The sequence below is a fragment of the Nocardioides hungaricus genome (assembly GCF_054782915.1).
Genome location: NZ_BAAGRO010000013.1, coordinates 1 through 17,083, shown reverse-complemented (window position 1 = coordinate 17,083; position 17,083 = coordinate 1). Strand labels below are relative to the sequence as shown.

Annotated in this window: 21 protein-coding genes and 5 pseudogenes; 19 read left to right on the top strand and 7 right to left on the bottom strand. The window is 67.0% G+C overall.

The features are described 5' to 3' along the window. Window positions 1–66 precede the first annotated feature (66 nt). From ACYVKX_RS04805 to ACYVKX_RS04785, 5 genes and pseudogenes are all read left to right on the top strand, one after another. Window positions 67–291 (top strand): annotated as a pseudogene (locus ACYVKX_RS04805) (integrase core domain-containing protein); the annotation flags it as partial. A 292-nt stretch (window positions 292–583) separates the two neighbouring features. Further along, window positions 584–820 (top strand): hypothetical protein, encoded by a 237-nt coding sequence (locus ACYVKX_RS04800; protein WP_460829487.1) that lies wholly within the window; start codon window positions 584–586, stop codon window positions 818–820. Continuing rightward, complete coding sequence (locus ACYVKX_RS04795; RefSeq protein ID WP_460829486.1) at window positions 817–1,803, top strand: tyrosine-type recombinase/integrase; 987 nt, start codon at window positions 817–819, stop codon at window positions 1,801–1,803. The genes ACYVKX_RS04800 and ACYVKX_RS04795 overlap by 4 nt, the downstream gene beginning before the upstream one ends. A gap of 82 nt (window positions 1,804–1,885) precedes the next feature. After that, window positions 1,886–2,398, top strand: a pseudogene (locus ACYVKX_RS04790) (DDE-type integrase/transposase/recombinase); the annotation flags it as partial. Between the two features lie 47 nt (window positions 2,399–2,445). Then, window positions 2,446–3,549: an IS630 family transposase gene (locus tag ACYVKX_RS04785; RefSeq protein ID WP_460829485.1), complete on the top strand. Its 1,104-nt coding sequence runs from the start codon at window positions 2,446–2,448 to the stop codon at window positions 3,547–3,549. Between the two features lie 33 nt (window positions 3,550–3,582). On the opposite strand, the pseudogene ACYVKX_RS04780 reads toward ACYVKX_RS04785, so the two are convergent. Further along, window positions 3,583–3,885: pseudogene (locus ACYVKX_RS04780) on the bottom strand (IS1380 family transposase); the annotation flags it as partial. A gap of 157 nt (window positions 3,886–4,042) precedes the next feature. Here ACYVKX_RS04780 and ACYVKX_RS04775 point away from each other — a divergent pair. Together ACYVKX_RS04775 and ACYVKX_RS04770 are read left to right on the top strand one after the other, a co-directional pair. Then, complete coding sequence (locus tag ACYVKX_RS04775; protein ID WP_460829483.1) at window positions 4,043–4,372, top strand: nuclease-related domain-containing protein; 330 nt, start codon at window positions 4,043–4,045, stop codon at window positions 4,370–4,372. A 41-nt stretch (window positions 4,373–4,413) separates the two neighbouring features. Continuing rightward, window positions 4,414–4,962: an MFS transporter gene (locus ACYVKX_RS04770; protein WP_460829482.1), complete on the top strand. Its 549-nt coding sequence runs from the start codon at window positions 4,414–4,416 to the stop codon at window positions 4,960–4,962. Here ACYVKX_RS04770 and ACYVKX_RS04765 read toward each other — a convergent pair. Then, window positions 4,924–5,580, bottom strand: a complete 657-nt coding sequence (locus ACYVKX_RS04765) for an arsenate reductase ArsC (protein ID WP_460829480.1) — start codon at window positions 5,578–5,580, stop codon at window positions 4,924–4,926. The genes ACYVKX_RS04770 and ACYVKX_RS04765 overlap by 39 nt on opposite strands. Window positions 5,581–5,625: 45 nt before the next feature. Further along, window positions 5,626–6,300: an arsenate reductase/protein-tyrosine-phosphatase family protein gene (locus ACYVKX_RS04760; RefSeq protein WP_460829479.1), complete on the bottom strand. Its 675-nt coding sequence runs from the start codon at window positions 6,298–6,300 to the stop codon at window positions 5,626–5,628. A gap of 38 nt (window positions 6,301–6,338) precedes the next feature. Between ACYVKX_RS04760 and ACYVKX_RS04755 the strand changes: the two genes are divergently transcribed. From ACYVKX_RS04755 to ACYVKX_RS04730, 6 genes and pseudogenes are all read left to right on the top strand, one after another. After that, the gene (locus ACYVKX_RS04755; protein WP_460829478.1) at window positions 6,339–7,064 is read left to right on the top strand and encodes an aquaporin; all 726 of its coding nucleotides are present in this window, start codon (window positions 6,339–6,341) and stop codon (window positions 7,062–7,064) included. A gap of 24 nt (window positions 7,065–7,088) precedes the next feature. Further along, window positions 7,089–8,303 carry an NAD(P)/FAD-dependent oxidoreductase gene (locus ACYVKX_RS04750; RefSeq protein WP_460829477.1) on the top strand — a complete coding sequence of 405 codons (1,215 nt, stop codon included), beginning with the start codon at window positions 7,089–7,091 and terminating at the stop codon, window positions 8,301–8,303. A 61-nt stretch (window positions 8,304–8,364) separates the two neighbouring features. Then, a complete protein-coding gene (locus ACYVKX_RS04745; protein WP_460829475.1) occupies window positions 8,365–8,496 on the top strand; it encodes a hypothetical protein in 132 nt (43 codons plus the stop codon). After that, entirely contained in the window at window positions 8,496–8,900 is a 405-nt protein-coding gene (locus ACYVKX_RS04740) for an arsenate-mycothiol transferase ArsC (protein WP_460829474.1), read from the top strand. Before ACYVKX_RS04745 ends, ACYVKX_RS04740 begins: the two co-directional genes overlap by 1 nt. Before the next feature lie 30 nt (window positions 8,901–8,930). Next, window positions 8,931–9,120 (top strand): annotated as a pseudogene (locus ACYVKX_RS04735) (YnfA family protein); the annotation flags it as partial. Between the two features lie 356 nt (window positions 9,121–9,476). Further along, window positions 9,477–9,761 (top strand): hypothetical protein, encoded by a 285-nt coding sequence (locus ACYVKX_RS04730; RefSeq protein WP_460829473.1) that lies wholly within the window; start codon window positions 9,477–9,479, stop codon window positions 9,759–9,761. A 46-nt stretch (window positions 9,762–9,807) separates the two neighbouring features. On the opposite strand, the pseudogene ACYVKX_RS04725 reads toward ACYVKX_RS04730, so the two are convergent. Further along, window positions 9,808–10,396: pseudogene (locus ACYVKX_RS04725) on the bottom strand (cadmium resistance transporter). Next, window positions 10,393–10,578, bottom strand: a complete 186-nt coding sequence (locus ACYVKX_RS04720) for a signal peptidase II (RefSeq protein ID WP_460829472.1) — start codon at window positions 10,576–10,578, stop codon at window positions 10,393–10,395. Before ACYVKX_RS04720 ends, ACYVKX_RS04725 begins: the two are co-directional and overlap by 4 nt. 253 nt (window positions 10,579–10,831) lie before the next feature. Between ACYVKX_RS04720 and ACYVKX_RS04715 the strand changes: the two genes are divergently transcribed. The 5 genes from ACYVKX_RS04715 to ACYVKX_RS04695 all read left to right on the top strand — a co-directional run bounded on the left by ACYVKX_RS04715 (window position 10,832) and on the right by ACYVKX_RS04695 (window position 15,786). After that, window positions 10,832–11,173, top strand: coding sequence for a metal-sensitive transcriptional regulator (locus ACYVKX_RS04715; protein ID WP_460829471.1), 342 nt, complete (start codon window positions 10,832–10,834; stop codon window positions 11,171–11,173). Window positions 11,174–11,402: 229 nt separating this feature from the next. After that, a complete protein-coding gene (locus tag ACYVKX_RS04710; protein ID WP_460829470.1) occupies window positions 11,403–11,933 on the top strand; it encodes a hypothetical protein in 531 nt (176 codons plus the stop codon). A gap of 80 nt (window positions 11,934–12,013) precedes the next feature. After that, window positions 12,014–12,595 (top strand): DUF305 domain-containing protein, encoded by a 582-nt coding sequence (locus ACYVKX_RS04705; RefSeq protein WP_460829469.1) that lies wholly within the window; start codon window positions 12,014–12,016, stop codon window positions 12,593–12,595. 379 nt (window positions 12,596–12,974) lie between these two features. Beyond that, entirely contained in the window at window positions 12,975–13,325 is a 351-nt protein-coding gene (locus ACYVKX_RS04700) for a hypothetical protein (protein ID WP_460829468.1), read from the top strand. A 79-nt stretch (window positions 13,326–13,404) separates the two neighbouring features. After that, window positions 13,405–15,786, top strand: a complete 2,382-nt coding sequence (locus tag ACYVKX_RS04695) for a heavy metal translocating P-type ATPase (protein WP_460829467.1) — start codon at window positions 13,405–13,407, stop codon at window positions 15,784–15,786. Window positions 15,787–16,057: 271 nt separating this feature from the next. Here the strand turns inward: ACYVKX_RS04695 and ACYVKX_RS04690 are convergent, their stop codons facing one another. Next, the gene (locus ACYVKX_RS04690) at window positions 16,058–16,210 is read right to left on the bottom strand and encodes a hypothetical protein (RefSeq protein ID WP_460829466.1); all 153 of its coding nucleotides are present in this window, start codon (window positions 16,208–16,210) and stop codon (window positions 16,058–16,060) included. Next, window positions 16,153–16,404, bottom strand: coding sequence for a MerR family transcriptional regulator (locus tag ACYVKX_RS04685; RefSeq protein ID WP_460829488.1), 252 nt, complete (start codon window positions 16,402–16,404; stop codon window positions 16,153–16,155). Before ACYVKX_RS04685 ends, ACYVKX_RS04690 begins: the two co-directional genes overlap by 58 nt. A gap of 44 nt (window positions 16,405–16,448) precedes the next feature. Here ACYVKX_RS04685 and ACYVKX_RS04680 point away from each other — a divergent pair, with 44 nt between their 5' ends. Next, window positions 16,449–16,625: a hypothetical protein gene (locus ACYVKX_RS04680; protein ID WP_460829465.1), complete on the top strand. Its 177-nt coding sequence runs from the start codon at window positions 16,449–16,451 to the stop codon at window positions 16,623–16,625. Window positions 16,626–17,083: the final 458 nt, after the last annotated feature.

Below are 17,083 nucleotides of genomic sequence, written 5' to 3'. Positions count from 1 at the left end.
GACTCACCCGAGACTGACAGCGTTAACCGGCCAACAGTCCACCACGGACGGAAATTAGCCGGATAATGCTGGGACAACGCGATGGCCGAGTCGTTCTTCGCCACGTTGAAGACCGAGTTCTACTACCGCCGCGTCTGGCCCACCCGGGCCGGAGCCAAACAGGCCGTCGGAGCCTGGATCGAGGACCGCTACAACCGGCGACGCCGGCACTCCTCGATCGGACAGATCAGCCCCGTAGCGTTCGAGATGCAACACTGCAACCAGACCGCGGCCGATCAGAAAGCCGCATAACCCCGTGTCCACCGTCCGGGGTCAGGGCCAATCACGGTCATCGCGCTCTGGCTGGGCCATGAGCAAGTAGCGACGACGAACATCTACCTCCACGCCGACATGACCCACAAGCAGCAGGCGATCGACCGAACCAGACCGCTGGCCGCCAAACCCGGCCGCTACCGACCCCCGGACGCGCTGCTGACCTTCCTCGAGGGCCTCTGATTATGCCGACACCTACGCAGCGATCACCCCGCTCTGACAGGGCTTCCTCACCGAGGTCGGCATAACGAACAGGTCGGCATAATCGTGGTTGTGCCGATGTCGGCACAACTACGACCTGCGGCACACCTTCGCCACCGCGCACATGACCGCGGCCTACGCCCACGACGGTGACCCCGAGCGGGTGTTGTCGCTGCTCGCGACCTGGCTCGGGCACTCCGACGCCGCCCACACGTACTGGTACCTGAGCGCCACCGGCGAACTCATGGCCCTGGCCGCTGGCCGGCTTGAACTCGACGCCGGCACCGCACAAGGAGAGCCCTCATGACCGCGCTGGCCGCCAGCTTGCAGACCTACTTCACGGCCTCCCACAACCAGCGGGACCTGTCGAGCAACACGATCGGTTCCTACCGCGACACGTGGCGGATGCTGCTGAAGTACCTGACCGCGACACTCGAAGTCAGCGTCGAAGCGCTCGACTTCGACGCCGTCACCGCGACGAACATCACCGGGTTCCTCGACTACCTCGAACACGAACGAGGCAACGGCGCCAAGACCCGCAACGTCCGGCTGACCGCGATCCGCTCCGTGCTGAGCCGTGCGCTGCCCGACCATCCCGAACACGCAGCGACGATCACCCAGGTCCTGGCGATCCCGCCCAAACGCACGACCAGGCCGGTCATCGAGTTCCTCACCCCCGAAGAGGTCGTCGCCCTCCTCGACGCACCCGATCCAACGACCTGGACCGGGCGACGCGACCGCACGCTGCTGGCTCTGACCGTGCAAACCGGCCTTCGAATCGGCGAGGCCTGCTCGCTCACGATCGACGATATCCACCTCGGCACCGGCGCCCACGTCACCTGCACCGGCAAAGGACGACGCCAACGCATCACCCCGTTGACCCGCACGACCGCGAGCGCGATGACCGCCTACCTCACCGAGCGATCCGAGCGGCCCGGGACCGCGCTGTTCTGTGGTCCCCGCGGACTACCCCTGTCCCGGGACGCGCTCGAGCATCGTCTTGCCAAGCACGTCGCCACAGCAGCGAGCACCTGTCCCGGCCTCACCCGTAAGCACGTCACGATGCACACCCTGCGGCACACCGCCGCGATGAACCTGCTCGCCGCCGGGGTCGACATCGCCGTCATCGCGCTGTGGCTCGGGCACGCCGACACGCACAGCACCGACGCCTACCTCCACGCCGACATGGCCATCAAGCAAGCGGCCCTCGACCGAACTCGGCCACCCGACGTGGAACCCGGTGTCTACCGCCCCGAGCCTGACATCCTCGCCTGGCTCGCATCCCTGTGACTATGCCGACCGCCCGGCACCAAAGGTCCCACCGACACAACCGTTCGTAAGCAACGTCGGCATAGTCCGGAGGTCGGCATAGGACTTCACCTACGTCTCGACATGGTCGGGCTGGTGCTACACCGCGTTCGTCATCGACGCCTACGCCCGTCGGATCCTGGGCTGGTCGACGGCGACCACGATGACCAGCCGCTTCGTCGTCGACGCCGTCGGGCAGGCGATCTGGACCCGGCAACGCGAGGGCAAGCACCTCAGCGGGCTGATTGCGCACCACGACCACGGCGTGCAGTACCTGTCCGTGGCCTACTCCGAGCACCTGGCGACCGCGGGGATCAAGCCCTCGACCGGGGCCGTGGGCTCCTCCTACGACAACGCCCTGGCCGAGTCCGTCATCGGGCTCTACAAGACCGAGCTGATCAAGCCACGCCGGCCGTGGAAGGGCCTGGACCACCTCGAGATCGCCACCGCCGAATGGGTCGACTGGTTCAACCACCGCCGGCCCTTCGAGTACTGCGACGACCTCACGCCCATCGAGGCAGAGGCTGCTCACTACGCTCACCACCAGACCCCAACGCCCGTTGGAGTCTCAAACTAGTGGTGTGTCTCGCAAATGGATAGACCGTTTGGTCGTGCGATGGGTCCATGACTTCTGCAGCGCCTGCGTTGCGCGTATCGCCGGTTCAGCGTGAGGTGCTGGAGAGGGTTGCCAGGTCGGGCACGGCGGCGCATCGCGAGGTCGTTCGCGCTCGTGTCCTCCTCGATGCCGCCGACGGGATGGGCAACAAGACGGTCGCGGCTCGTCACGGTGTGACGGCGGTGACGGTGCGTGCTTGGCGGGCTGCGTTCGAGGTCGACGGACTCAACGATTGGGGCAAGGTCAAGCCGGGGCGTGGCCGCAAGGCCACGATCACCGAGGAACAGGTCGCCGAGATCGTCGAGCTGACCACCAAGACCAGACCGCCAGGTGCCACGCACTGGTCGTGCCGGACGATGGCCGAGCGGGTCGGGGTCAGCCCGGCCACGGTGCAGCGGATCTGGTCCGAGCTCGGGCTCCAACCCCACCGCGTCGACTCGTTCAAGGTCAGCAACGACCCACGGTTCACCGAGAAGCTGATCGATGTGGTCGGCCTGTATCTGGACCCGCCGGAGAAGGCGATCGTGCTGTGCATGGACGAGAAGTCCCAGATCCAGGCGCTTGACCGGACCCAGGCGACCCTGCCGATGCGACCGGGACGGGCTGCGACGATGACCCACGACTACAAGCGCAACGGCACCACCACACTGTTCGCCGCACTCGACGTGCTCACCGGGAAGGTCATCGGCCAGTGCCTGCCCCGACACCGGCACGAGGAGTTCTTGAAGTTCCTCAAGACCATCGACCGCGAGGTCCCCCGCGGACTCCAGGTCCACCTAATCCTCGACAACTACTCCACCCACAAGCACCAGAACGTGCAGCGTTGGCTCACCCGGCACAAGCGCTTCCACCTGCACTTCACCCCGACCTCCTCGTCCTGGCTCAACCAGGTCGAGCGCTGGTTCCGCGACCTGACCGAGAAGAACCTGCGCCGCGGGATCTTCGGCAGCGTTCCCGAGCTGGTCGCGAGCATCGAGGACTACCTCGCGGTCAACAACGAGAACCCCAAGCCCTACGTGTGGACCGCGACAGCCGAGTCCATCCTGGCCAAGGTCGCTCGCGCACGAGCCACCCTCAACGAGGGATCAATCAAAACTGAGACGGACCACTAGAAAGTCTCCGGACACACCGGGGCGGTTCAAGGTCCCGTGGGTGAACGTGCGCAGGAACGTGCCCAGCGTCGAGGGCGCCCGCACCCCGGAGAACAACCGTGGCATCGCGCCGTGACGCAGCAGGTCGAGGTCATCGATGCTGTCCGCGCCGGCGAGCATCCCGCCGACGATCGCGGCGGTCTTCGCGGTCGCGTTCGCCGAGTCGATGCTCAGCCGGTCATCGAGCAGGTCGTGGAGACCGGCCGACTCGGCCATCCGCAGGACCGGGACAGACCCCCCGCCGACACCAGGTTCGGATCATCGAAACACCGGTCGGATCGCGTGAGAGGCTTTCACTAACGAAGGTGCGGAAGCTGCCCCGACGTTGATCGGGGAACGCGCAGATGCGGACAGCGGCGCCGCGGGATCATCGGCTCGGCGCGAGTACGAACGCCGTAGGGCGAAGGACGGGGAGCGCCTGCGTCAGAAGTGGGGCAAGCTCGGTGGGATCGCGGTGGCCCTTGCCGAGGAGAGGCAGAGCACGAAGGCGTGGGCTACTGGCGCGGTTGGCGAAGAGCGTCTCGGCGCTCGCCTCGACTCCTTGGTATCGGAGTCGGTCGCTGTGCTGCATGACCGACGCATCCCGGGCTCGAAGGCCAACATCGACCACATCGCCATCACCGCAGCCGGCATCTGGGTGATCGACGCGAAGCGCTACAAGGGTCGCCCCGAGTTGAAGATCGAAGGCGGCATCTTGCGGCCGAAGGTCGAGAAGGTGCTGGTTGGTCGCCGCGGACTGCGGCCACTCACCACGAGACGCGGCATCCGGACCGGCACATCCTGACCAGCCGTACTTTCCTCCTGGCGACCACTGCCGGCACCCTGATGGCGTTCGCGTCCTACGCGTCCCTGGTGAGCCTGGTGCCCCTGCTGACCGGCCGAGGCATGTCGTCCACCGCGGCGGCCTGGGCACTCGGGTTGGGCGGAGCCGGGCAGGTCGCCGGGCGCCTGCTGTACCCGGGGATGCCCCGAAGCTTCGGGGCGCGCACTCGCGCGATCGTGGTGATCTCCGGCATGGCGGCTGCGCTGGCCGGTTTCGCCGTGATCCCCGGTCCAACCCTCGCGCTGGTCCTGCTTGCGGTGCTCGCCGGCGCAGCGCGTGGCCTGTTTACCTTGGTGGGCGCCACCCTGGTCAGCGACTACTGGGGACCGGAGCGGTCTGCCGCCATCAGCGGGGTTTTCAACGCGCCGATCCTCGCGGCCAGTGCTCTTGCTCCGTGGCTCGGCGCGTTGATTGCGGACGCGACCGGGAGTCTGCCGGGGCTGTTCGTCATCCTCGCGATCTTCTCCGTCGCCGCGGCGTTGTTGACTGCGTGTGTGGAGCGGTCGGTTAGCTCAGTTCGACTTCGCGGCGACGCCCAGCTCATCGAGTAGTACGAGCACTCGACGCTCGATCTCGTCACGGATCGGCCGTACGTCGGCGACCTCGAGTCCCGCCGGGTCCTCCAGCTCCCAGTCCTCGTACCTCTTGCCCGGGAAGTAGGGGCACGCGTCGCCGCAGCCCATCGTGACAACGACATCGGCGGCCTGCACGATCTCATCGGTCCACGGCTTGGGGTACTCATGCGTGATGTCGATGCCACGCTCGGCCATCGCCGCGACGGCTGCGGCGTTGACCTGGTCACCGGGCTCCGAGCCGCCCGACCACGCGACAGCATCCTCGCCGGCGTGGTGGTTGAAGAAACCCAGCGCCATCTGGGACCGGCCGGCGTTGTGGACGCAGAGGAACAGCACCACCGGTGTGCCGCCTTCGCCCTTGCCCTCGATTTTCGCCATCGCCTGCAGGCGCTGCTTGGCGAACCGTTCTGCCAGGAGCGGCAGGAAGTTGAGCATCGTGGCCTTGCCGGCGAACTGGTCGTAGGAGCTGTTCAGGAAGCGTTCGATGGTCTCGGCGTTGAAGGTTCCCTCGAACTCCTTGTGCAGGCGGGTGGCGGCCGACTTCAGGGCCACCTGCTGGTCCATGGTGATCTTGGGGTTCGCGTGGATGCTCATCGTGGACTCCTCTGGGGGATGGGACGGATGGCTACGTGTGATGACTCAGGAAGCGACGCGGAACCGGCCGGCCAGGGCGGCGACGCGGTGCTCGATCTCGATGTAGGCGGTGTCGAACGCCGGGGCGGTGCCGACCCGGACCGGGTCGGGGATCGACCAGTGCAGTTGGGAGACCAGGCCGAGCTCCTCGTGTGCGAGGTCGCACACGGACACGACCAGGTCACCCTCGGCGACTAGGTCGCCAAGGTGCCGGGGCCGGACCCGCGGCAGGGGCAGCCCGTGCCGATGTGCCACCTCGATAGCTGCGGGGTCGATGCGGTCGGCGGGGTGTGTCCCTGCCGAGATCGACGGGATCGCGCTCACTCGTCGCCACAAGGCGGAAGCGAGATGAGACCGCGCCGAATTGGCGGTACAGACGAACACCATCCGCTCGGGCGCCAGGTCGCTGGGCTTGCCCTGGTCCAACGTGCTCCCATTCAGCCGCAGGTAGGTCCGGCGACGGTCGCCCTCGGAGTGGTGCCGTGACACCACCCCGGCGGTCTCCAGGACCTTCAGGTGGTGAGCGAGCAGGTTTGACTGCAGCCCCAGTCGGCCGCCGAGCTCGGACGGGGAGGAATCGCCGAGCAGCAGCATGTCAACGATACGCAGCCGGGCAGGGTCGCCGAGCGCCGCGTGCATCGCGGCCCGTCGCTCCAGGTCGCCAATTCGCTCAGTGCTCATTGACTCAAGTTTGACTGACTGAATGTGCGTCAGTCAAGATGCCCTGCGTGACTCAATCTCTTGCGCAGCGACTCGCGGCAGAATTCCTGGGCACCGGCCTCCTCGTTGCCGTCGTCGTCGGTTCCGGCATCGCCGCCCAGCAGCTCTCGCCCGACGACATCGGCCTCCAGCTCCTGGAGAACTCCACAGCCACCGTGTTCGGACTCACCGTCCTCATCTTGTGGTTCGGGCCGGTCTCTGGAGCGCACTTCAACCCCGTCGTCTCGCTGGCCGACTGGTTCCTCGGCCGACGGACGCGGACCGGGCTGTCTTTGACTGATGTCGGCCTCTACTCAGTCGCGCAGATCCTCGGCGGCATCTGCGGGGCGATCCTGGCCAATGTGATGTTCGAGGTCGGGACCCACATCTCCACCAAGGACCGCGTCACCAGTGTACACCTCGTCGGCGAGATCGTCGCCACAGCCGGGCTCGTCGCGCTCATCTTCGCGCTGGTCCGCACCGAACGGGGAGCGATCGCAGCACCGACAGTCGGCGCCTACATCGGCGCCGCGTACTGGTTCACCAGCTCCACCGCGTTCGCTAACCCTGCGGTCACAATCGGCCGGATCTTCTCCGACACCTTTGCCGGCATTGCGCCGTCCTCTGCCCCGGCCTTCATCGGCATGCAACTCGTCGGCCTCGTCGTCGGCGTTGGTCTCACCCTCGCCCTGTATCCCGACGCGGGCACCAAGGCGGACGACGTCGTCGTTCCGCACGGCCACTGACCTCAAGCACCAAGGAAGCCACCAATGAAACTCATTGCCATCGGCGGCGGTGACGCCGGCATCTCCGCAGCGCTGCGAGCGCGCGAGCTGGACCCGTCGGCCGACGTGACCGTTGTCGTCGCTGACACCTACCCGAACTTCTCGATCTGCGGGATCCCCTACTACATCTCCGGCGAGGTCACCCACTGGCGCAACCTCGCCCACCGAACCCACGCCGATCTCGAAGCCACCGGCATGAACCTACGGCTCGACACTTGGGCCTCCTCGATCGACGTCTGCGGACAGCGCCTCGCGGTCCGCAATCCTGATGGCAGCAACGACACCCTTGAGTACGGCGAGCTGATCGTCGGCACCGGTGCCGTCCCGATCCGCCCACCGATCGATGGCCTCGACACGCTCGGCTCGGACGACGGTGTGCATCTCCTGCACTCGATGATCGACACCTTCGCCCTTACGGATTCCCTCGACCGGATCCAGCCCAAGAACGCGTTGATCGTCGGTGCGGGGTACGTCGGCCTAGAGATGGCCGAAGGCCTCACCACGCGCGGCATCCATGTCACCGAGGTCGAGATGCTCTCCGAAGTGCTCCCCACCCTTGATGTCGAGCTCGGCGCGCTCGTCCACGACGAGCTGGTCAAGCACGGCGTTGACGTCCACACCAACGCCACCGTCACCCGCATCACCAAGACCAATGCCGGCCTCCACGTCGACGGCAAGACCACGGACAGCGAAGCCCTCTCGTGGGACATCGACCTCGTTCTGGTCGTCGTGGGCGTTCGCCCCGACACCGATCTGCTCGTCCAGGCCGGAGCTCAGACCGGTCCGCGCGGCGGCGTACTCGTCGACGAGACGATGGCCACCGGACTCCCGCACGTCGGGGCCGCGGGCGACTGCGTGGTCACCCACCACCGTCTGCTTGGCACCACCTACCTGCCGCTGGGCACCACCGCTCACAAACAGGGCCGCGTAGCCGGCGAAAACGCGGTCGGCGGATCCGTCACGTTCGCAGGCTCACTCGGCACCCAGGTCGTCAAGGTCTTCGACCTAGTCGCCGCCCGAACCGGCCTGCGCGAACACGAGGCCATCGCCGCCGGCTTCACGCCCGTCTCGACCACAGCCAACCCGGACGACCACAAGGCCTACTACCCAGGCGCCACCCCCGATCTCGATCCGCATCACCGGCGACGCCGTCACGGGTCGTTTCCTCGGCGCCCAACTCATTGGCTCGAAGAGCGCTGAGATCTCCAAGCGCGTCGACACCTTTGCGACCGCGCTATTCCATGAGATGAGCGTCTCCGGCATGACCGAGCTCGACCTCTCCTATACCCCGCCCCTCGGCTCACCGTGGGACGCCGTCCAGATGGCCACCCAGGCCTGGGTCAAGGAACACCGACTTGCTCTCGAGCGCGTAACCCTCACGATGGAGAACTGATGACCAAGCCAACCCTGCTCTTCGTCTGCACCCACAACGCTGGTCGCTCGGCCCTCGGCGCGGCCCTGGCCCGACACCAAGCAGGCGAACGGGCCGACGTCGCCTCGGCCGGCATTGCCCCCGCCGACCAGCCCAGCGAGGGCACCATTGCCAGCCTCGCGGAGCTCGGCATCGACGACACCGGTCACGTCCCCACCCAGCTCACTGAAGACCTCGTGCGCAAGGCCACCGTCGTCGTCGCGATGAAGCCTGGCCTCGACCTCCCGCAGGTCGACGGTGTCAGCTACGAGACCTGGGACCTCCCCAACCCACAGGGCTGGGCCGTCGACGCGATCCGCCCTCTGCGCGACCACATCAACGACCGAGTCGCGGACCTTCTCACCCGACACGCAGGCGACGCCTGACACCGTGAGAGGGGTCACCGCCGACCGTCACGTGGCGTCCGCGAACACCGCGGGTCACGTGGATTGGCGCTGGCATCATCGCCCTCGGCCTCTACTGCTTCGTGGCAACCCTGCAGTCCGATGCCAACTTCGGCCGGATGCTCGCCGCCTACGGCGGGGTCTTTGTCGCAGGCTCGCTGGCCTGGGGAAGGCCGTCGATGGGTTCCGACCCGACCGCTTCGGTGCGTCGGCGGGCCACTCCGTGAGCGTTCCTTGCGCCGCGAGCGATCATCGAGGAGTGAGTAGAGCGGAGAGCCTCGAGGCGGCGCAGGATCGACCCTCGTGCTGGTGCTGCGGGGAGACCTTTGACGAGTCCGATCTCGTGCGGCTCGGTGCCCACCCTGAGGTCGGCCTGTGCTTCGACTGCGCGAGGTGGGCCAATCGCCGGGCGGTTGAGCAGGCGGATGCCGACCGTAGTGGGATCGCCGCGCAGGGTCGCCACCTCGTTCGGAGGATCCGAGCGGCGGTGATACGACTCGGCATGCACGACTGGTCGCTGATCGGTCCGCTCCTTCGCCGACTTGATCGGCGGCTCCCGTGAAAGAACGCGCTGAAACCGACGTCCCCTCGGGCCGGATCCGGATCCTGCACGTCCCTGACTGCCCGCTGGTCGATCGCGTCGTTCAGCTCGTGCGTGAGTGCCAGGCGCAGGCCGGCGACACCGGGTTGGTGGACCTGCGGGTCGGGCCCTATCCGTCGCCGACCCTCCTGATTGACGGACTCGACGTCACTACCGGCGAACCAGCGACCGGCGCAACGCGCTGTCGGCTGGACCTTCCCACCAGGGAACAGATCCTGAGCGCTCTCGCGGGACGCCGTTGAATGTCACCAGGTCTCCGTCTGTGGGCTGGCGGTGGCATTCCAGCCGTCAAAGGCCGAATGCGCCGCCCTCGATCAGGATGACGAGGCCGAGCACGATCAGGACGAGCGGGAACAGTACGTGCTCCCACCGATCGAGGACCTCGGCGATCGGTTCGCGGGTGGCGATGAACTTGGCGGCAAGGACGAGGACGACGACGAGCGCCAGGAACACGGCGCAATAGGCGACGAGGGCGCCGGTGCCGACCGCGAGGAAGACTGGTGTGTAGACGCCGATGTTGTCGCCACCGTTGGCGAAGGTGACTGCGGCCACTGTGAGGGCACTGAGGGGCTTGTTAACGACGGCGTCGTCGTCGTGGTCCCCGTTGCGCCGTACCGCCAGGCAGCGTAGGCGCCCAGAAGCAGGGGGATGAGCCCGAAGTACGGGATGGCGGAGTCGGGAAGGAACAGCCCCGCTCCGAAGGTCACGGCGAGTGAGGCGAGGAGGATGCCGCCGAAGCCGAGGTACTGCCCGGCGACGATTCTGGTCGTGGTCCCTCGTTCTCCGGCTCCGCTGCGAAGAACAGGGACAAGACGATGATGTCGTCGATGTTGGTGACCAGGAACAGGCCCGTTGCCTGCAACGCGGAGGCGATCAAGTCTGGGTCTCCGTCGCCTCTTCGGTCGACGCCGGCATCGTGCTCGTGCGTTCCGGGAGGGAGTGGAGCAGCGCGACCACGATGAAGCCGGTGACGAGGAAGGTGTCGGCGAGGTTGAAGGTGGGCCACCAGCCGGTGTGCAGGTAGTCGGTGACCACGCCGTCGCGTGCCCGGTCGATCACGTTGACGAGGGCGCGGCCGATGACGGCGCCGCCGGCGATCCGTTCGACCCAGCCGCCGAGGACGCTGTCACCCTACTGCGGATGCACGTACCGAAGCGACGTCACTGCCAGGAAGGGTCTCGCTTCGAAGGGGGAGCCAGCGCTGATGAGCGAGGAACGTCCCAGTCAGAAGCCGACAGGAGAGCACCATAGGTGATACCGGAGGGGGGTACCCTGGTGCAGTACTCCGACCGATATCCTGAAGGACACCGCGATGACCGAACTTCAACCGGCAGCTGAGCAGCAGCCCGCCTCGAAGGCTGGGCACCAGCACAGCTACATCGCGAACAACACCAAGAGCGACTACCTCAAGCGGTTGCGCCGCATCGAGGGCCAGGCGCGCGGCCTGCAGCGGATGGTAGAGGAGGAGCAGTACTGCATCGACATCCTCACCCAGGTCTCCGCGATGACCAAGGCGCTCCAGTCGGTGGCGCTCGGCCTGCTCGATGAACACATGGCCCACTGCGTGGTCGACGCCGCCCGTCAAGGCGGGCACGAGGCCGAGCTCAAGCTCAAGGAATCCTCCGACGCGATCGCCCGCCTCGTCCGATCCTGACCGACCACAATGGCCATCACCAGCGATCGATGACGAGCCAATTCAGGTGCTGGGCTCTCAATTCGTTCAGCGACCGAAAGATCGCCGAAGTGGTGGGCCTCGTCGCCCTCAACGTGCTGACCAGCGGGGGTCAAACTCTTGGCCGGACTCCGGCCCGACCCCGGTGATGTCGCCTAGCCCCGAGAAACGCCACGGCCGGCGTCAGGCACCTGGTCGATACGATCGGGGCGTGACCCTGCCCGTGCTCGTCCCGACCTCAGTGCAGCACGCGCTGCGGTTGACTGGACTGATCGTGGTGCTCGCCGGTCTGTTCGGTATGCACGGACTCACTGGACAGGCCAGTGCTCTGGGTGGTGGGCAGGGCAGCGATCATGGTGCCGCAGGCATGAGCATGCAGATAGCTCCGCCGGCGCTCATGGCGGCGTCCCCGATGTCTTCGATGAGCATGGACGCCTCCGACTTTGCCGCGATCCCTACGGGAATCGTATTGGATGCTGGCCTGTGGGTCGGCAACCAGGCAGAGGATCTGCTCGAGGCCGCCACCGGTTCCGGCCACGGTTCTGACAGCGGTGGGATGGCGATGGGCACCATGTGCCTGGCCATCCTCGGCGCCGCATTGCTGGCCCTTGCGCGGCTCCTGCGACGGGCACGAGTAGCGCCAGTCGTGTGGTGGTTGCCCCGACCTGCCAGGGCGATTCTTCCACGTGGTCGGGACCCCGACCCGCCCTTCCTGGTCAGGCTGTCGATCCAGCGCTGCTGAGCAGCTCGCGGAGCACCAACACCGTGGCTCCGCTGGTTCCGCACGCCCTCATTCGACAGACCATTCAAGGAGATCCACCTATGAAGAAGACACTCACGTTCGTCGCGTTTGCCGTCGTGGCGGTGCTGACCGTCGCCGGCTGCGGCAGCGACACCGGCTCCGCCGGCTCGACAGGTACCACCGACAGCAGCGCGCAATTCAACGACGCCGACGTGGCATTCGCCCAGTCGATGATCCCGCACCACAAACAGGCCGTGGAGATGGCCACGATGGCCCAGGACCGCGCCTCCAGCCCCGAGGTGAAGCAACTCGCCGACAGGATCAAGGCCGCTCAAGGCCCCGAGATCGACACCCTGACCGGATGGCTCCAGGACTGGGGCCAAGAGGCCTCCTCCGCCGACTCGATGGGCGGGATGGACTCCGGCAGCGACATGTCCGGCATGATGAGCGACGCCGACATGAAGAAGCTCGGCGCTGCCACCGGCACCGAGTTCGACCAGATGTTCCTCGAGATGATGATCAAGCACCACACCAGTGCCATCGAGATGGCCAAGACCGAGCAGCAGGACGGCGAGAACCCCGACGCCATCGCCCTGGCCAAGAAGATCGAGGCCGATCAGACCGCCGAGATCGCCCAGATGGAGGACCTCCTCGGGTCCTGACCACGGCCCAGGTGCTGATTCAGGCGTGGCCCGCAGATCACCTGCGGGCCACGCCGATCTCGCCGCACACGGGCGCGGACGACGCCCGCCTCGGTGGACCGCCCCATCCGCCGCCCGCTACCTCGTCAGAAGGAACCCCATGACTCTGTCCCACGCACGGAGCAGATCAGTACCTCGCCGGATCTCCGCCGCCCAGATCATCAGCGCTCTTCTCCTCGGCCTGCTCGTGGGCTGCGGAAGCGACCCAGCGAACGACAGAACCTCCAGCCGGGCCGAGGAGTCTGGCGGGTCGGTCGCGGATCAGGCCTTGATGCCCCCGTGGCCGGCACCGACCGACGTCCCTGCGCGGGTCGCCAGTGCCGGCCTGGACCTGGGGCCCATGGGAACAGCCGAGCACTACCACCCACGGCTTCGGATCGTCATCGACGGCAAGGACGTGCCGATCCCGGCCAACATCGGCGTCGACCCCACCACCGGCGCCATGTCGGCGGTCCACACCCACGAGACCGACGGGACCATCCACATCGAGGCCGACGCCGCCGGGCAGACCTTCACGCTGGGCCAACTGTTCACGCAATGGGGCGTCACCCTGACTCCGACCCAGATCGGTGGGGTCAAGGCGACAGACGGCCAGCAGGTCAACCTGACCAGCAACGGAACGCCGGTCGCCGGCGACCCCAACGACCTCCGACTCGAGCTCGACCAGGTGATCGTGTTGCGCGTGCCCTGAGACCAGCCACTCGTCACGGCGGCCGGCCAGGGCGTCGCCACGCTCTTGACCGTATACCCAAGGGGGGTATATTGGAGGCGTGAGCGACTCACTCCAGCGCGACCCATCCGCCAAGTCGCCCCTCGTCGAGGATCCCGTCTGCGGAATGGACGTGGACCCGGTTACGAGCCAGTACCGTTCCGAGCGCGACGGGCAGACCTACCACTTCTGCTCCGAGCGCTGCCAGGCGAAGTTCGAGGACAGCCCTGAGACCTTCCTGGCCACACACACGGGCCGATCCGATCAGACCGATCACGGCGCCGCTCACGTAACCGGACCCGAGGCAGGTGCGGCTGCGGCAGCAGGGGAGTCCACGGAGTGGACGTGTCCGATGCATCCGGAGATCCGGCGTCCGGGGCCGGGTTCGTGCCCGATCTGCGGGATGGCTCTCGAGCCGGTCACGGTGAGCGCGGACAGCGGGCCGAGTCCCGAGCTGGCGGACATGACCCGCCGGTTCTGGGTTGGCGTCGCCCTGTCGATCCCCGTCGTCGTGCTGGGCATGGGTGCCGAACTGGTTCCGGCGATCCACAACCTCGTGTCTGCCAGGGCCTCGGCCTGGGTCCAGCTCGTGCTGGCCACACCGGTGGTGTTGTGGGCGGGCTGGCCGTTCTTCGAGCGTGGCTGGGTCTCGGTGCGGACCCTGAAGCTGAACATGTTCACGCTGATCGCGATGGGCGTCGGGGTCGCCTGGCTGTTCAGCGTGGTCGCCACCGTCGCCCCGAGCATCTTTCCCGACGCCTTCCGGATGGACGGCGCGGTCGATGTCTACTTCGAGGCCGCCGCGGTCATCACCACCCTGGTCCTCCTTGGCCAGGTGTTGGAGCTGCGCGCCCGCGAGCAGACCTCGGGGGCCATCCGTGCCCTGCTCGACCTGACCCCCGATACCGCCCACCGGATCAACCCGGACGGCACCGACGAGGAGGTGACCCTCGATAAGGTCCAGGTCGGTGACCGGCTCCGGGTCCGCCCCGGGGACAAGGTCCCCGTGGACGGGACGGTCGAGGAAGGCCGCTCCTCACTGGATGAGTCCCTGGTGACCGGGGAGTCGATGCCGGTCAGCAAGACCACCGGCGACACAGTCATCGGTGGCACCATCAACCAGACCGGGTCGATAGTCGTACGCGCCGACAAGGTTGGCCGCGACACCATGCTCGCCCGGATCGTTCAGATGGTCGCCGAAGCCCAACGCTCACGGGCGCCCATCCAGCGGGTGGCCGACCAGGTGGCCGCCTGGTTCGTGCCCGCGGTCATCGTCGTGGCCATTGTCGCGTTCCTCGTCTGGGCTGTCGTCGGGCCCGAACCCCGTATGGCGCACGCGCTGATCGTGGCCGTCTCCGTCCTGATCATCGCCTGCCCCTGCGCGCTCGGCCTGGCCACGCCGATGTCGATCATGGTCGGCGTGGGACGGGGCGCCGGGCTCGGCGTCTTGATCAAGAACGCCGAAGCGCTCGAAGTGACGGAGAAGGTCAACACGCTGGTGGTGGACAAGACCGGAACCCTGACCGAGGGCAAGCCGTCGGTCACCGGGATCGTCCCGGCAACCGGGTACGACGCCGAGGAGTTGCTTCGGCTCGCGGCGGGCGTCGAGCGCGCCTCCGAACACCCCCTCGCCATGGCCGTCGTCAACGCCGCCACCGACGCCGGCCTGACCATTCCGGACGTCTCCGACTTCGACTCGCCCACCGGCAAGGGTGTCCTCGGCACCGTCGAGGACCGGCAGGTCCTGCTCGGCAGCGCCACCTTCCTGGGCGACAACGGCATCGACACCGATGTTCTCGCGGCTGAGGCCGACCGGCTCCGCGTCAACGGCGCGACCGTGATCTTCGCCGCCGTCGACGAACAGGTCGCCGGAATCGTCGCCATCGCCGACCCGGTCAAGGACACCACCCCGGCCGCCCTCGAAGCGCTACGTGACGAGGGCATCGAGGTCGTCATGCTTACCGGCGACAACCGGGTCACCGCCGAAGCCGTCGCACGCCGCCTCGGCATCGACCGGGTCGAGGCCGAAGTGCTTCCCGACCACAAGAGCGACATCGTCACCCGTCTCCGCGCCGAGGGCCGTGTTGTCGCCATGGCGGGCGACGGCGTCAACGACGCACCCGCGCTGGCCGCCGCCGACGTGGGGATCGCGATGGGCACCGGGACCGACGTGGCCATCGAGAGCGCCGGGATCACCCTGCTCAAGGGCGACCTCACCGGGATCGTCCGAGCCCGGAAGCTCTCCCAGGCGACCATGGCGAACATCAGGCAGAACCTGATGTTCGCATTTGTCTACAACGTCGCCGGCATCCCTATCGCCGCCGGCGTTCTCTACCCCGCCTTCGGGTGGTTACTGTCCCCGATGATCGCCGCCGCCGCCATGGCGTTGTCCTCGGTCAGCGTCATCACCAACTCCCTACGGCTCCGCGTCAAGCAGTTGTGAGCAAGACTCTCTGCCAGACCACAAGATGTGCTGTCGGCGTGCAAACGGTGGTCTCGTCGAGGTGATTGCGGTTACCGTCCCACGGCGCGTTTCACCGGGTCGCAGGCGAACCCGACAGCGTCCGTGACGTGAGGATCACCTGAATCGCGGGTCTGATGTTGGCCTCCACGAAACCTGGAGCGATTCACCCACTTAGTACAAGGAATCGTTGGTGGATAGCTGGGACACCAACGTTCCCGCCGCAATGTCCGGTGCGGTCGAGTGTGCTGTCCTACAGGTGCTGGCAGACCTGGTGGGGGCTGCAGGTGTCAGGCTCCGGGTCGGAGGCGTCGTCCCGGAGCTCGCTGATGTTGTCGCGGAGCGCGGTCAGGTTGGTGATCTGCTGCTCGATGTCTTCGAGACGTGCGTCGAGGAGGTCGCGCACGTGCTCGCAGGGGGCCTGGCCGTCGTCGCGGATGTCGAGGATCTGGTCTGGCGGATCGGGGCGTGGGTGAGCCCGGCGGCTTGGCCGCGGTGGATGAAGTCGATCCGGTCCGCGGTCTCGGGGGTGTAGTCGCGGTAGCCGGCCGGGGTGCGCTCGGCCGTCGGGGGCAGCCCCTGTTCCTCGTAGAAGCGCAGGGTCTTCGTCGTCGTACCGGATCCGCTCCTCGTTCTGCAACCAGGTGCACTACTTCACCTCGCCCGAGGACGCCAAACCCTGGCTTGAGCAGCACCCCGACGCCGAAGTAGTCCCTGTCGCCGACGCCTCCCATATCGGCGCCGCCATCACCACGGGCCGACTCAACCGATACCGACCCGATCCCGCCACCACGAGTGACGACAACCGCGGCTGCTGCTGACACTGCCACCGATCACGAGCGCGAAGAGCACCGATGACATCCAACCGCGACGACCAGCCCGTGCGACCCTCCCTGCTCGAGGTCATTGCGGGCTCGCATGGAAGCTGTTCCGGCGGGAAGAGCTCGGCGATCTTGCGGCTCGAGGACGCCGGGGTCCCGTGGGGTGTCGGATACGGACCGCCGGCGCCGTGAAAACTCAGCGACCACCACCCGCCGACCCCCACACGGCAGATCGACCGCGTCGATCACCTCGTATCCGGGCAGGTTGAAGATCAGGCTCGCAGCGTCACGCTCATGCGTCTGCTGCGGCCGCGTAGGCTCGCTCACGGCTCGTGTCCTTCTGAGTTGGTGTCTCGACAACACCCATCCTCAGCAAGGCCACGAGCCACCTTGAAGCGCCCCAGGTTTGATGCCGCTCCTGTTTGAGTCCAGGAGGATGAGCAGCATGCCGAAGAAGA